Source organism: Pseudogracilibacillus sp. SE30717A (assembly GCF_037071985.1).
In the GTDB taxonomy this organism is placed as follows: Bacteria; Bacillota; Bacilli; order Bacillales; family Amphibacillaceae; genus Pseudogracilibacillus.
Map to the genome: position 1 here is coordinate 57,267 of NZ_JAXHDF010000002.1, position 16,167 is coordinate 73,433.

14 protein-coding genes are annotated in these 16,167 nt (G+C 35.1%); all 14 read left to right on the top strand.

Annotated features, from left to right (window positions below; translation table 11 throughout):
- Positions 1–30 precede the first annotated feature (30 nt).
- Positions 31–894: a 4-hydroxy-tetrahydrodipicolinate synthase gene (gene dapA, locus SPD48_RS03015; RefSeq protein ID WP_336256584.1), complete on the top strand. Its 864-nt coding sequence runs from the start codon at positions 31–33 to the stop codon at positions 892–894.
- A gap of 997 nt (positions 895–1,891) precedes the next feature.
- Positions 1,892–2,629 carry a ClpP family protease gene (locus SPD48_RS03020; protein WP_442962100.1) on the top strand — a complete coding sequence of 246 codons (738 nt, stop codon included), beginning with the start codon at positions 1,892–1,894 and terminating at the stop codon, positions 2,627–2,629.
- A complete protein-coding gene (locus SPD48_RS03025; RefSeq protein ID WP_336256586.1) occupies positions 2,626–2,844 on the top strand; it encodes a YlzJ-like family protein in 219 nt (72 codons plus the stop codon). Before SPD48_RS03020 ends, SPD48_RS03025 begins: the two co-directional genes overlap by 4 nt.
- Before the next feature lie 145 nt (positions 2,845–2,989).
- On the top strand, positions 2,990–5,257 hold the full coding sequence (locus SPD48_RS03030) for a DNA translocase FtsK (RefSeq protein WP_336256587.1): 2,268 nt from the start codon (positions 2,990–2,992) through the stop codon (positions 5,255–5,257).
- Positions 5,258–5,425: 168 nt separating this feature from the next.
- The gene (locus SPD48_RS03035) at positions 5,426–6,553 is read left to right on the top strand and encodes a BMP family lipoprotein (protein WP_336256588.1); all 1,128 of its coding nucleotides are present in this window, start codon (positions 5,426–5,428) and stop codon (positions 6,551–6,553) included.
- Between the two features lie 301 nt (positions 6,554–6,854).
- Positions 6,855–8,384 carry an ABC transporter ATP-binding protein gene (locus tag SPD48_RS03040; RefSeq protein ID WP_336256589.1) on the top strand — a complete coding sequence of 510 codons (1,530 nt, stop codon included), beginning with the start codon at positions 6,855–6,857 and terminating at the stop codon, positions 8,382–8,384.
- Complete coding sequence (locus tag SPD48_RS03045; RefSeq protein WP_336256590.1) at positions 8,381–9,427, top strand: ABC transporter permease; 1,047 nt, start codon at positions 8,381–8,383, stop codon at positions 9,425–9,427. Before SPD48_RS03040 ends, SPD48_RS03045 begins: the two co-directional genes overlap by 4 nt.
- A complete protein-coding gene (locus SPD48_RS03050; protein WP_336256591.1) occupies positions 9,428–10,381 on the top strand; it encodes an ABC transporter permease in 954 nt (317 codons plus the stop codon).
- A 124-nt stretch (positions 10,382–10,505) separates the two neighbouring features.
- Entirely contained in the window at positions 10,506–11,786 is a 1,281-nt protein-coding gene (gene yfmF, locus SPD48_RS03055; RefSeq protein WP_336256592.1) for an EF-P 5-aminopentanol modification-associated protein YfmF, read from the top strand.
- Positions 11,783–13,069: an EF-P 5-aminopentanol modification-associated protein YfmH gene (yfmH, locus tag SPD48_RS03060; protein WP_336256593.1), complete on the top strand. Its 1,287-nt coding sequence runs from the start codon at positions 11,783–11,785 to the stop codon at positions 13,067–13,069. Before yfmF ends, yfmH begins: the two co-directional genes overlap by 4 nt.
- 9 nt (positions 13,070–13,078) lie before the next feature.
- Positions 13,079–13,801 (top strand): elongation factor P 5-aminopentanone reductase, encoded by a 723-nt coding sequence (gene ymfI / locus SPD48_RS03065; protein WP_336256594.1) that lies wholly within the window; start codon positions 13,079–13,081, stop codon positions 13,799–13,801.
- Between the two features lie 88 nt (positions 13,802–13,889).
- Complete coding sequence (locus SPD48_RS03070; RefSeq protein ID WP_336256595.1) at positions 13,890–14,138, top strand: DUF3243 domain-containing protein; 249 nt, start codon at positions 13,890–13,892, stop codon at positions 14,136–14,138.
- A gap of 260 nt (positions 14,139–14,398) precedes the next feature.
- Positions 14,399–15,187, top strand: coding sequence for a YmfK family protein (locus SPD48_RS03075; RefSeq protein WP_336256596.1), 789 nt, complete (start codon positions 14,399–14,401; stop codon positions 15,185–15,187).
- A gap of 18 nt (positions 15,188–15,205) precedes the next feature.
- Positions 15,206–16,093, top strand: coding sequence for a helix-turn-helix domain-containing protein (locus tag SPD48_RS03080; protein ID WP_336256597.1), 888 nt, complete (start codon positions 15,206–15,208; stop codon positions 16,091–16,093).
- Positions 16,094–16,167: the final 74 nt, after the last annotated feature.

The window sequence follows — 16,167 nt, forward strand, 5'->3', positions numbered from 1 at the left end:
TCATGGACGATTAGAAAAGGGTGAAATGACATGCATTTTGGTCATGTACTAACAGCAATGGTTACACCATTTACACAAGATAATCAAGTTGACTTTCCTACTATGACGAAACTTATCGAATATTTATTAGATAATGGTACAGAAGGATTAGTAGTGACAGGGACTACCGGGGAATCACCGACATTATCACCTGTAGAAATGGAAGAAATATACAAACGCGTCGTAGCTGTTGTTAATAAAAGAGTGCCTGTCTTAGCTGGAACAGGTTCAAATGATACAAATAGTTCAGTACAGCTTACGAAAAAAGCTACTGAATTAGGAGTTGACGGGATTATGCTCGTTGCTCCGTATTACAATCGGCCTAATCAAATTGGAATCTTTGAACATTTTAAAACGATTGCTGCCGAGACGGATCTTCCAATCATGCTTTACAATATACCAAGCAGATGTGGGGTTCATATCGAAGCTCAAACAATTGTACAGTTAAGTGAGATTAGCAATATTGTAGCGGTAAAAGAAGCAAGTGGTAATTTAGATCAGGTGTCAGAAATTATTACTAGTACGAAGGAAAATTTCTCCGTATATAGTGGAGACGATAGTTTAACATTGCCAATTCTTTCTGTCGGTGGTTCGGGTATTGTTTCAGTAGCCTCCCACATCATTGGAAATGAGCTGAATCAAATGGTGAAAACCTTTTTTTCAGGCAATGTTCGTAAATCAGCTGAAATTCATCAAAATATTTTGCCTATTATGAAAGGCTTATTCATGGCACCGTCCCCAGCTCCAACGAAGGCAGCTCTCAAATTTAAAGGATTGGATGTTGGATCGGTCAGATTACCGCTCGTAGATCTTTCACCTGAGGAGCAATTAGTTTTAAAAGAATTAATTATGTAGTTTGAATAAAAACCTAATCAAAGAATCTGTTCATTGGTTGATCATCCCGTATCCCTTCAAAAGTTATGGGAATGTAGAAACTATATGGCAGGTTCTTTTTTTCAATTAACTGGTTGCTTGAAAATACAACTATATACCGATATTTCATCATCGCATTTAATATAAACTGTGCAGTAATTACAATTTTGAATGAGCTGATTAACCGCTGCGGAAATATGTTTCGCTTTCACCACGGGCATAAGAGCGACATCTGTTAGAGCTGCGCTTACGCTTGCATTCACAGTGTCTCCTTTACCATGGGCGGCTGTTGAGCCTCCTTGTGCTACGCACTGCATAGTCTCATCTAGGCCTATGCTCCCATAGGAGTCTCCACATATTTCCGCCGCTAAGATGGTCACTGTTGACTGAATTTAGATAATGAAAACAACAAAAATACTTTATGTTATTCAATAAAATTTACATGCTAGCGTAAGAAAAATACAAAGACTCCTGCAGGATCAGCGACAGGGGAACACAGACTAAGTATGCCACGTCCTGGGGCAACGTCTGCACTAGTACATCCTGTACATCGGAAGAACCCTATAGCTTCTCGTTAACAAGAAGCTACAGAAGCAGATCGCCGTGCCTACGGTAAAGGAGACACAGTGAAAGCGAGTGTTAGCGTTGCTTGAACTGATGTCGCTTTTATGCCTGTGGTGAAAGCGAACTGTTCGAAGGCGTAAATCAACGGTGCAGTTACAAGGTTTACAAATTTTCACTTTGCACAGTTGACGTTTTTTGTGCAAAATAGTTCTATTATGATAAGGTTGTCAAGATACCAAATGGAGGTATTTTCGAGTTAATCCTCGTATCTGGATAAACTCACTATGTTGGTGCGAAAGTTTAGCCAAATAACATAAATTATTGGTTTAAAGCCTTCTTTTTAGCAATTTAGTATGAACTATTTTGTTTTGTTCATACTAAAATTAGTTAATAGAAGAAGGAGTTGAATAAACCATTGAATAAAGAACGAGATAATGAACAGGAAATAGACGAGGAAGAGATTTCACCTTCCGCTATCGTAGAAAAAATAAAAGAATTAGGGCAGACAAACGTACCTGCTATGCCTGAATCAAATATTCACGTGTTAACGATAATAGGACAAGTAGAGGGGCATATGCAATTACCGCCACAGAATAAGACGACAAAATATGAACATATCTTGCCTCAGCTTATTGCAATTGAACAAAACCCCAAAATTGAAGGGGTCGTCATTTTACTCAATACTGTTGGGGGAGATGTAGAAGCTGGATTAGCTTTATCAGAAATGATTGCTACTATGTCCAAGCCGACAGTATCGATCGTTTTAGGAGGAGGACATTCCATAGGGGTACCAATAGCTGTATCAGCAGATTATTCGTTCATCGCCTCCACCGCAACAATGACGATTCATCCAATTCGTTTAACTGGCCTTGTTATAGGTGTGCCACAAACATTTGAGTATTTGGATAAAATGCAAGATCGAGTTATTCAATTCGTTGTTAATCATTCGAATATTGCTGAAGAAGACTTTAAAGAATTAATGTTTGCAAAAGGTAATTTAACACGAGACATTGGAACGAATTTGGTTGGTATAGAAGCGGTAAAATATAATTTAATTGACGATGTTGGCGGAGTGAAAGATGCCATGCAGAAATTAAATGAATTAATTAACGAAATGAAGCAAAACAATCTTGAAAGTAGTGATTCCGAATGATTCATTATACACCTTTGGAAAGAGAAGAAATTTTTCCGTCGGATAAGGAGAATGTACAAATAGTGACGTATCAAGGGAAATCAATCTCTGTAAGAAAGAATGAGCATGGTGACTACCAAGTTTTACAATTGTTATCGACAGAACCGCAAGATTTCTTAGACGATACATTCATACCTGGTTCGATTCTTAAAAGAGAAAATATCACAGAAAATTAAGTTGACAATAAACGTTAATGATAGATTACTACGTTAAGAAATAATATGGTATACTAGAGGCGCAGCACAAGTACATACGACCCTTGCCTAAATGGCAGGGGTTTAATATTCATTATAATATCCACCTAAGTTTAGAGGTGAAAAAATGGCAAAGAAAAAGCGGAGAAATAAAAAGGGATTAGCTAAACAGCTTCAATACGAACTACTCGGACTTCTTTTTATCTTTTTATCCATATTTGGCAGTGGTGCTTCGATGATCAGCGAAGGATTTATTCCAACTAGTTTAGAAAATATATTTAGATTATTACTTGGCGTTTGGTATTTTATTGCTTCGATTATTCTACTAGTAATTGGAATAATTTTAGTAATTAAAAGAAGGTTTCCAACATTTTTCACTAAACGAAAAATAGGCTTTTTAATTTTACTTTTAGGCATTCTATTATTCACACATATACAGACGTTTGAAAAATTATTAATAGATCCTGCTAGTACATCTATTTTAAAAGCTACTTGGGATCATTTTATCGCTTTTATCAATGATAGGGGAGTAAGCAGTCAATTAGGAGGAGGTATAATTGGTGGAGTCCTTTTTGCTGCTAATTATTATCTTTTTTCGGCTGCAGGAGCCAAAATAGTTGCTGTTTTTTCTATTTTGATCGGCATCATTTTTATGACGAATCTATCAATTGGAAATTTTTATTTAAAAACTAGAGAAAAAATGTCTGATAGATGGAAAAAGCTCCAAGAGACTATAAAAAAGAAAAAACCAAAAAAAGAAGAAAGAACTGGAGCACCAACATCGTATGAAGCCGAACCGGAGCAAGAAGATGAAATAAAAGAACTGAAAAAACCAACCGAAGATCTTGATGTTCAGTTTTCCTATGATGAGACTAATAATGGACAACTTGCAATGCCAATGGAAGAAGAAATAGAGCCAGAGGAAGAGTTAAATGACTTAGATGTAACAGTAGTGGATCGGAATAATGAGAAAAATGATCATTATGTTTTACCATCGATTGAACTGTTGGCTGAACCTGTAAAACATAGTCAGCAACGAGAAAAATCTCAAATTCAAAAAACGGTTCATATTTTAGAACAAACATTCGAAAGTTTTGGTGTGAAAGCAAAAATCACGAAAGCCCATGTAGGGCCAGCCGTTACGAAGTATGAAGTATATCCGGAAGCGGGAGTAAAGGTAAGTAAGATATTAAGTTTACACGACGATCTAGCATTAGCTTTAGCAGCACAAGATATACGGATCGAAGCACCTATTCCAGGGAAATCTGCTGTAGGAATTGAAGTCCCGAATCAAGAAGTTGCACCAGTATCCTTACGTGAAGTGATGGATCTTTCTAGTAATCGAAATAAAAAGTTATTATTCGTTTTAGGAAGAGATATTTCAGGAGACACAGTTGAAGGTGAATTGAATAAAATGCCCCATCTCTTAATTGCCGGGGCAACTGGCAGTGGTAAAAGTGTTTGTATTAATGGAATAATTACTTCAATACTTATGCGTGCCAAACCGAATGAGGTAAAAATGATGATGATAGATCCTAAAAAAGTTGAGCTAAATGTGTATAATGGGATCCCTCATTTATTGACACCTGTAGTTACAGACCCTAAAAAAGCTTCAATGGCTCTAAAAAAAGTAGTTCAGGAAATGGAATACCGATATGAATTATTTTCTGAGTCTGGGACTAGAAATCTCGAAGGATATAATAACTATATTAAAAAACAAAATAATTTAACGGGGGATGATCATCCCTTACTACCGTATATCGTTGTATTGGTTGATGAATTGGCAGATCTCATGATGGTCGCTTCAAAAGATGTAGAAGATTCCATTACAAGATTAGCTCAAATGGCTAGGGCTGCTGGGATTCATTTAATTATTGCAACTCAAAGGCCTTCAGTTGATGTCATTACAGGGGTCATTAAAGCAAATATTCCATCGAGAATAGCTTTTAGCGTTTCTTCGCAAGTTGATTCACGGACCATTTTAGATATTGGCGGAGCGGAGAAATTATTAGGAAGAGGGGACATGCTCTATATTCCAGTTGGAAGGTCTAAACCTACTCGTGTCCAGGGAGCATTTCTTTCAGATGAAGAAGTAGAGCGAGTAGTGACTCACTGTATTAACGAACAAAAAGCATCTTATCAAGAAGATATGATTCCAGAAGAACAATCAGATGTTGTAGATGAAATAGAAGATGAATTATTTGATGATGCTGTACAATTAGTTTTAGAGATGCAAAGTGCAAGTGTTTCTATGTTACAACGAAGGTTTCGAATCGGATATACAAGAGCTGCTAGATTAATAGATGCGATGGAAGATAGAGGAATTGTCGGTCCATATGAAGGAAATAAACCTCGTGTAGTGTTAGTAGAACCAAAAGCGGAAGAATCCTCTTAATACATAAATATAGATTCTCAAATCCATTTTATCATGGTATATTAAATTGTAGCAGTATGACAAATATACATAAAATGTTATACTCTATTACAATGTTTTCCAGATGCTTGTAAAAGGGGGGCAAATTGTACTTTTAGTGAAAGTATTTATTAAATTGGAGGTATAGTGATGAAAAAAAGTAAATTCCTTTTACCATTACTAGTATTATTTGCTTTAGGTATGTTGTTAGTAGCGTGTGGTTCAAGTGATAAAAAGGAAACTAATTCAGGTACAAATAATGATGAAAATTCTGAAGATGCAACAGAAGAAGCAGGAGATTTTTCTGTTGCAATGGTAACTGACACTGGAGGAATCGATGACAAGTCTTTTAACCAATCTGCATGGGAAGGGTTAGAAGCATGGGGTGAAGAACATGGATTAGAAAAAGGTGCATCGGGATATGATTATGCACAATCAGAAGACGATAGTGACTACTTACCTAACTTTACTAGATTAGTAAAAAATGATTTTAATTTAGTCTTTGGAGTAGGATTCTTACTTGAAGATGCTGTTGCAGATATTGCAGAACAATATCCTGACAATTATTTTGCGATTGTAGATACTGTTGTCGAAGGTCCGAATATTGCAAGCATTACTTTTGCTGAGCATGAAGGTTCTTTTTTAGCAGGGGTGGCTGCAGCTATGAAAACAAAAACGAATAAACTTGGATTTTTAGGTGGGGTTGACTCAGACCTTATTAATAAATTTGAAGTAGGATTCGTTGCAGGAGCTAAATCAGTAAATCCAGACATCGAAGTTCAAATTCAATACGCGGAAGATTTTAACGCAGTAGATAAAGGAAAATTAATTGCATCAAATATGTATAATAGTGATATTGACATTATTTATCATGCTGCAGGAAACACAGGAAACGGAGTGTTCGCACAAGCGAAGGATATTAAACAAAATGATCCTGATCGCGAAATTTGGGTAATTGGTGTTGACCGTGACCAGTATGAAGAAGGATTAATTTCCGATAAATCGTCAAGTGTTACATTGACTTCAATGGTGAAACGTGTGGACATTTCTGTTCATGAAGTTACAAATGAAGCAATGGCAGGAAACTTCCCAGGTGGAGAAAATATCGTCTTTGGTTTAGAAGATGAAGGTATCTCAGTTGCTGACACGAATGAAGAAGCATTTACAGATGATATTAAATCTGCAGTAAGTGAATGGGAAGAAAAAATTAAAAATGGAGAAATCGAAGTACCAAAATCACGAGCAGAATTAGAAGAGTTTGAAAAAGGTTTAGAATAAAATATATTATGTGGCTGGGATATAAATAAAACGAGCAACTGAAAGGACGAACAATATGTTAGTTAAGCGTAGGAAATATACGTAGACTCCTATGGATAAAGCACGAGTCCGAAGATCCCTGTAGCGACCTAGAATGAGGAGCTACAGAAGCTAAGGCCGTGTCCGAGGAAAGCGAAGTATATTTCCGAAGCTGTCTTACATCGAGCATAGTTCGTCTTTTTTTTGATAAAATACGTTTGCCCCAGCTTCTTTTTCTTTAATTGAATTGATCTTTAATAGTAGGCAAGGGATGTGATAGAAAATGGAATACGTAATCGAAATGTTAAATATTCGTAAGGAATTCCCAGGTGTTGTCGCAAATGATAATATCACTCTTCAGGTAAAAAAAGGAGAGATCCATGCACTGTTAGGCGAAAATGGTGCAGGAAAATCAACACTTATGAATGTTCTCTTTGGCCTATATCAACCTGAAAAAGGCGAAATAAGAATAAAGGGCGAAAAGGTAGATATAACAAATCCTAATATTGCAAATGATTTAGGGATTGGTATGGTCCACCAACATTTTATGTTAGTTGAACCATTTACAGTAGCACAGAATATTATCCTCGGAAGTGAACCAACTAAATACGGAAAAATTAATCTACGAAAAGCAGAAAAAGAAGTACAAGAACTTTCCGATAAATACGGATTACGAGTTGATCCACGAGCTAAAATTCGTGATATTTCTGTTGGTATGCAGCAACGAGTGGAAATATTGAAAATGTTATATCGAGGTGCTGATGTACTTATTTTAGATGAACCAACTGCTGTTTTAACCCCACAAGAAATTAATGAACTCTTTGAAATTATACAATCATTAGTAGATGAAGGAAAATCAATTATTTTAATTACACATAAATTAAAGGAAATAATGAAAGCGTGTGATCGTTGTACCGTAATTAGAAAAGGAGTAGGAATTGGAACTGTTAATGTTGAAGAAACAACAGTAGATGAATTAGCTTCCCTTATGGTAGGACGATCGATTAGTTTTAAAACAGAGAAAGATGAAGCTACTCCAGGTAAAGTTGTGCTAAAAGTGGATGATCTTCATGTTAATGACAGTCGTAATGTACCGATTGTTAAAGGTTTAGACTTAGAAGTACGGGAAAATGAGATCGTTGGAATTGCCGGTATTGATGGAAATGGGCAAACAGAATTAATTGAAGCAATTGCAGGTTTGAAAAAGACCGAATCTGGTTCCATTTTATTGGGAGATACTCCAATCACTAATTTAAAACCTCGAGAAATCACTGAAAAAGGACTGGCACATATCCCACAAGACCGACAAAAATTTGGATTGATATTAGATTTTCCAGTCAGTGAAAATACTGTTTTACAAACATACTATCAACATCCCTACTCAAAGAAAAAGATGCTGCAATATGAGAATATAAATGAGTATGCAAAACGAATTGTAGAGGAATATGATGTTCGGACCCCATCCATTCATACGAAGACAAGTGCTTTATCTGGTGGAAATCAACAAAAAGTGATTATTGGACGTGAAGTCGATCGTTCTCCAGATTTACTTATAGCAGCTCAGCCGACGAGAGGGTTAGATGTTGGGGCAATTGAATTTATTCATCGAAAGCTAGTTGAAGAAAGAGATAAAGGACGAGCAGTATTATTATTATCCTTTGAATTAGATGAGATTTTAAATGTAAGTGATCGAATTGTAGTAATCTTTGACGGTAAAATAGTTGCTGATGTAAGACCTGAGGAAACAAATGAACAGGAATTAGGATTATTAATGGCTGGTAGTGAGCGTAAAAAGGTAGGTGGAACAGAGTGACGTCAAATAGATTATTTAATATTTTAGTTCCGCTGATTTCCGTTTTTATCGGTCTTTTAGCGGGCGCTATAATTATGTTGATATATGGTTATAACCCAATTAGTGGTTATGCTGCGCTCTGGAAAGGTGCATTTGGTGATCTGTATTTTTTTGGAGAAACAATGCGACAGGTTACTCCTTATATTTTAACAGGATTAGCTGTTGCATTTGCATTTAGAGCTGGACTTTTTAACATAGGAGCGGAAGGACAAGTAATTGCCGGTTGGTTAGCAGCAGTCTGGATTGGGACATCTATTGAGGCGCCTATGTATATTCACCTTCCTTTAGCAATGCTCGTTGCAGCTCTTGCAGGAGCGGCTATCGCTTTTATCCCTGGACTATTAAAAGCAAAGTTAGGCGTTCATGAAGTTATCGTTACGATCATGTTTAACTATATTGCTCTTTATAGTGCAAACTCTATTATTAGAAACGTTTTGACAGAACAAGCGGATAAAACCGAAAAGATTGCTGCCACAGCCTCACTATCTTCAGAATGGTTGGCAACATTTACTTCTTTTTCACGAATGCATTATGGTATTTTAATTGCATTATTTGCAGCATTTATTATGTGGTTTATAATTGATAAAACAACGATAGGATATGAGATCCGCTCAGTAGGTTTTAACAAACATGCATCGCAATATGCTGGGATGAATGTGAGTAAAAATATTATTTTAGCAATGGTAATCTCAGGTGCTTTTGCAGGGTTAGCTGGATCAATGGAAGGTTTAGGAACGTTCGGAAACATGTCTATTCAAGCTGGCTTTACAAATTTAGGTTTCGATGGAATTGCTGTCGCCTTATTGGGGGCTAATACAGCTATTGGTGTTATCTTAGCTGCTATATTATTTGGAGTCTTAAAAGTAGGGGCTTTAAATATGCCAACTGAAGCCGGTGTGCCAAGTGAACTGGTTGATGTCATTATTGCTTTTATTATCTTTTTCGTAGCATCCAGTTATATGATCAGATGGATCATACTTCGTTTTAAGAAGGGGGATAATTAGATGGTTGACTTACTGCAATCAATTATACCACCGGCTCTATTTTTTTCAGCACCTTTAATTTTTACAGCTTTAGGTGGTGTTTTTAGTGAGCGGTCAGGTGTTGTAAATATTGGACTAGAGGGTCTTATGGTAATGGGTGCTTTCGTAGGGATTGTATTCAATTTAACGTTTGCTGATGTATTAGGTTCTTGGACTCCATGGATCTCCATTATAGTTGCAATGCTTGTTTCAGGTGTGTTTGCAATCATTCATGCAGTTGCTACGGTAACATTACGTGCAGATCATGTGGTGAGTGGGATTGCAATTAACTTTTTGGCACTTGGATTGGGTGTCTTTTTAACGAAGGAATGGTATCAAAAAGGTCAAACGGATATGGTTTCTAGACCTTTTTACACAACAAATATTCCATTCTTATCCGATATCCCGATAATAGGTCCAATTTTCTTCAAAGGTATTTATTTAACTTCTTATTTAGCGATTATATTAGCAGTTGTAGCTTGGTACGTACTTTATAAAACTCCATTCGGTTTACGCCTTCGTGCGGTTGGTGAGCACCCAATGGCTGCAGATACGAATGGAATTAATGTGTATCGTATGAGATATATTGCTGTAATTATTTCAGGTTTAATGGGAGGATTAGGCGGTTCTGTTTTTGCACTTACAATCGCTTTAAACTTTTCTCAATCCACCATAGTAGGACAAGGGTTTATGTCTTTAGCTGCTGTTATCTTCGGAAAATGGCATCCTTTAGGCGCAATGGGGGCAGCTCTTTTCTTTGGTTTTGCTCAAAGTTTAAGTGTTATAAGTTCAGGAATACCATTATTGGCTAATGTACCACAAGTCTTTTTATTGATTGCTCCATATGTTTTGACAATCTTGGCGTTAGCAGGATTTATTGGTAGAGCTGAAGCACCTCGTGCTTTAGGAGACCCTTATATTAAAGGTACAAGATAATTATATAAAATGCATGTTATGCTACTATGAACTTTCTTAGTAGCATTTATTTTTGTATAAAATAGTAGTAAATATGTTACATTAAGGGTATTCTCAAAACATAAGGAAAGGAGAGTATTTAATTATGGATTTAAATGAAAAAGTAATATATAAAAACAATATTCATTTTCATACTTTACCTACGCAAAAATTTAAAACAGTTACAATTGTTGTTAAATGTATGGCTAAATTAGATCGTCAGACCATTACAAAGCGTGCGCTTTTGCCATTCATATTACAGCAAGGTACGAAAAACTATCCATCTGAAAAAAAGTTGATGATGAAATTAGACGAACTGTATGGTGCTGTATTGTCTATTGACGGAGCAAAAAAAGGGAACAATCATATCATTAGCTTCCGTTTAGATGTTGCGAATGAAAACTATATTAGTAATGAATCTCAAGTAATGGAAGAAGCTCTTCAACTTCTAAAAGAAATAATTTTTAATCCTCGGACAGAGGCAAATGCGTTTCAAAATAAAATAGTAGAACGGGAAAAATTAACGCTAAAGAATAAGATTCAATCTATTTACGACGACAAACTTGCCTATGCAAATATGCGCCTTATCGATGAAATGTGTAAGAACGAACTTTACCACATACATACAAATGGATATGTTGATGATTTGCCTGATTTAAACGGTGAAAAAATGTATGAATATTATCAGACTATGCTTAAAGAGGATCGAATGGACATATATATTGTTGGTGATTTTAATAAGGAATTAATGCAAGATAAACTTACCGATATATTTGTTCGAGAAATTTCTACTATAGACGATAAAATAGTCGATGACTCTAAAGAAATAGTTAATAATAAAGAAATAATTGAGACCCAGCCCATTCAACAGGCGAAACTTCATATTGGCTATCGGACGAATTGTACATATCAGGATGAAAATTATTTTGCTTTACAAGTATTTAATGGACTTTTCGGAGGTTTCCCAAGTTCCAAACTTTTTATTAACGTACGAGAAAAAAATAGTTTAGCCTATTATGCATCTTCAAGGATTGAAAGTCATAAAGGACTACTTCTTGTATTTAGTGGGATCGAAGCAGAAAACTTTGAAAAAGCTCGAAGTATCATTGAAGAACAAATGAATGAAATGAAGCTAGGTGCTTTTTCTGAATCTGAAATAGAAGAAATAAAAAGCTTGATCATTAGTGAAATACAAGAAACTTTGGATCACCCCCAAGGAACGATTGAATTATTGTATCAGCAAGTTGTTGGTAATAAATCATTGTCTCCGACTCAATTTATTGAAAATATTAATAAAGTGTCAAAAAGCCAGATTGAACAGGTCGCAAAAGGCATTGAGTTAGATACCGTATATTTATTAACAAATCAAGGTGGTGAAAAGATTTGAATAAGCTCTCTTATAAAACAATAAAAGAAACGATATACGAAGAGAAGTTACCTAACGGTTTACAAGTTTTTCTACTGCCTAAACAAGATGTAGCAAAAACGTATGGTATCTTCATGACTAATTATGGCTCCATTGATCGAACGTTCATCCCAATTCAAACAGAAGAAGAAGTAACTGTACCCGATGGGGTCGCTCATTTTTTAGAACATAAGTTATTCGAAAAAGAAGATCGAGACGTGTTTACTGATTTTCTCAAACAAGGTGCCTCTCCAAATGCCTATACATCTTTTACAAAAACAGCTTATCTATTTTCGGCGACTAAAATGGTAGAAGAAAATGTGACAACATTACTTGATTTTGTGCAAAGCCCTTTCTTTTCAAATGAATCGGTGGAAAAAGAGAAAGGTATCATTGCACAAGAAATTAAGATGTACGATGATCAACCTGACTGGCAATCGTTTATGGGGACAATTAAAAATATGTTTAAAAACAACCCGGTGAATATTGATATTGCCGGAACTGTTTCATCGATAAACACCATAACAAAAGATGACCTATATACTTGTTATAATACTTTCTATCATCCCTCCAACATGGTGTTATTTGTAATTGGTAATTTTGATTATACAAAGTTATTTAATATGATTAAGAAAAATCAAAACGATAAAAATTTTCCACCAATATCAATTATAAAACGTGAGGTACCAGATGAGCCTGTAAGTGTATTTAAAAAAGAAAGTGTGATTAATTTACCTGTTTCTATTCCAAAAGTAACGATAGGAATTAAAGAATTTAATAAACAATTAAGCGATGAAAACTTTTTAAAACGGGAAACATTTCAGGGTATGTTGTTAGATTATTTCTTTTCACCTAGCGGGACTTTTTATGAGCAATTATACGAAGAAAATTTAATTGATGATAGTTTTGAATATAGTACAACCGTTGAGGAAACATTCAGCTTTTCACTAATTAGCAGTAATACGGAACATCCTAACGAATTTGCAAATCGAGTGAAACATTTATTATTAAGCACAAATGGCTTGACAATTAGTGAAGTGGAATTTTCTGTTATGAAAAAGAAGCGAATTGGACAATTGTTAAGATCAATGAATTCTTTGGAGTTTATTGCAAATCAATATATTAATTATTATTTTTCAGAAAATGATTTTTTTAAACAATTCTCTTTTATTCAAGATTTAAATGTACAGGAATTGAATGCTTTTTTAGCGAAATGGATCGATGAGGAACGTTTAACTGTCTGTAAAATTGAAAATGAAGCATAAGGTGAGTATATGAATAGAAAGAAAAATGTATTAGTCTTAGGGGCAAGCGGGGATATTGGAAGTACTATATGTAAACAGTTAGCCGAAGAGGGGTATTCTTTAATTCTCCATTATCACCAAAACAAAATGTCAATTAACGCATTAATAAATCAGTTACCTGAAGAGGTAATTTTACAGACTGTTCAAGCTGATTTGCGAAACGGTGAAGAAGTACGTCAGCTTTGCAGTAATATTTTTTATTCAATCGATGCCATTATTTATGTGAGTGGAACAGCACATTTCGGGTTGTTTCAGGATGTCTCAGAGAATGTGATGGATGAAATGCTTTCACTACATGTTAAATCTCCTTGGTTAGTTGTTCAACATTTTTTACCTGACATGATTAAAAATAAACAAGGTAAAATAATTTTTATCACTTCTATTTGGGGAGATGTAGGAGCAAGTAATGAGGTTATTTATTCCTCTGTTAAAGGCGCACAAAACAGCTTTGTCCGCGCTTTAGCAAAGGAAGTTGGACCTAGCGGTATCTCTGTAAACGCTGTAAGTCCTGGATTTATTGATACGAAAATGAACGACCATCTTTTAAATGAAGAAAAGGAGGACCTGATTGCTCATATACCATTAAATCGAGTAGGCTTAACAAGTGATGTTGCACATACGGTAAGCTTCTTAATGGACGATCGCTCGAATTATGTTCAAGGAGAAATTATCAATATTACAGGTGGTTGGTGATGAAAAACAGACCAAAAACTCCAATTAGATCATGCATAATAAATGATTGTATGATAAATACTAAACGTAAAAATAAGGAGGTTATACAATGTCTGTTTTAGATAATTTCTCAACTTGGAAAGAATTCTTAGCAAATAAAATAGATCAAGCAAAAGATCATGGAATGAGTAACCAGTCAATTACAAACGTTGCACAACATGTAGGTGATTATTTAAGTCAACATGTTGAGCCAGAGAATAAGGAAGAAAGAGTATTACAGGAGCTTTGGAATGCAGCTTCACCAGAGGAACAAAAAGCACTTGCAAGTACTATGATCAAATTAGTACAAAAACAATAATTAGATTAAATAAAAAGAAGCTAGGTTTAATTAGCTTCTTTTTATTTATACTTGGCCCGCTCATAAGCATCGACCGGAGGTTAATCACTAGTTTCTATCTGTATACATACTGACGGTTGTTTTGAGTTATGAAATTGATTCGTTAGCATATAGATTAAATTAGTATTAATATCTCATTAAAAAGACGGATTATATTGCAATTAGGGATATGATTAGGTAAAATTAGGAGGACGTGAATATGAAGAAAAGAGGATATTGTAATGGATAAAACAGAATGGTATTTTGAGTATGAGTTACAATATAATCGACCTGGTTTATTAGGAGATATATCTTCTTTATTAGGCATGCTATCAATTAATATTATTATGATTAATGGTATAGAAAACTCTAGAAGAGGTATGTTATTGCTATCTCAACATGATGAACATATTGAACGTCTAAAAACGATTTTAGAACAAGTTGATACAATTAAGATAACGAAGCTTAGAAAACCTAAGTTGCGTGATAGATTGGCTGTAAGACACGGGAAATACATCCATAGAGACGCAGAAGACCGAAAAACAGTACGCTTCGTTCGCGAGGAATTTGGATTATTAGTTGATTTTATGTCAGAACTTTTTACGAGTAAAGGACATAAATTAATCGGGGTGCGTGGCATGCCTCGGGTAGGAAAAACAGAATCAATCGTTGCAGGAAGTGTGAGTGCTAATAAAAAATGGTTATTTGTATCGAGTACATTATTAAAGCAAACTGTACGTAATCAGTTAATTGAAGGAGAATATGGGGAAGATTACATATATATTATTGATGGAGTAGTTTCCCAGCAAAGAGCTAGTGAACAGCACTGGCAATTAATTAGAGAAATTATGCAGCTACCGGCAACAAAAGTTGTGGAGCATCCGGATATATTTATTCAAACAACTCAATATACAATCGATGATTTTGATTATATTATTGAGATTCGACGTGATGAGAATGAAGAGATTACCTACGAATCGATAGACAACCAAAATGGCCCTCATGCAGGCTTTTCAATGTTTGAATTTTAAAATGGATGGTGTTAAATAATGGGAATTGGAGAAATACTTAAAGAATCGAGGGTGGAAAATAATTTATCTCTTGATGATATTCAAGAAATTACTAAAATTCAAAAGAGATATTTAGTAGCAATTGAAAATGATGATTATCATGCTTTGCCTGGACGTTTTTACGCTCGTGCCTTTATTAAAGAATACGCTCAGGCTGTAGGCTTGGACCCTAATGAATTACTACAGGAATTCGATGAAGGTAAAATTCAAACGGAAGAAGAACAAACTGTTCAATATACTAGGATGGAGAGATCTAGGCGTACCAGGCCGTCAAAAGGCGGTACTTCAATTTTTTCTCTTCTGCCTTCCGTTATCGTTATTATATTAGTTATAGGTATTATTTTTGTTGCATGGACGCTATACCAAAAAACTTTATTGAATTCAGATGATAAAGTAGAAGATCATCAGGAGAATGATGAAATTATCCGTAGTGTAGATGAACCGGACGCAGAAGATGGTGCGGATGAAGAAGATCAGGTTAATCAGGAAAATGATAAGGATACGGAAAATGAACAACCAAATGACTCATCTAGTTTTACAGTAGTAGAAACGGGAACAGGAAACTCTCCAGTATCCGAACTTGATTTTACTTATTCGGGTGAACAAGTTGAAGTGACTTTTGATGTTACTGACTCGGTTTATGTTGACGTAAAAGGAGCTAGTGATACAACTTATTTAGCAGTTACGTTAGATCCAAGTGTTGAAGGCGAGACAATTGATGTTTCAAATGAAGAAAGAATTTTCTTTAATATCGGAAATACAACAGGACTAACAATTAATATAAATGGAGTACCATTAGAATATCCAATTGACGCACAAGAGAAAGTTCATCAAAAATTATGGATCAACTTAAAACATAATGAATAACCTAATCGCCCCTCTAGTCGATATGAGGGGCTTTTTTCAGCTAGGACAACTTTATTTAGAGTAGGATCTTTTTT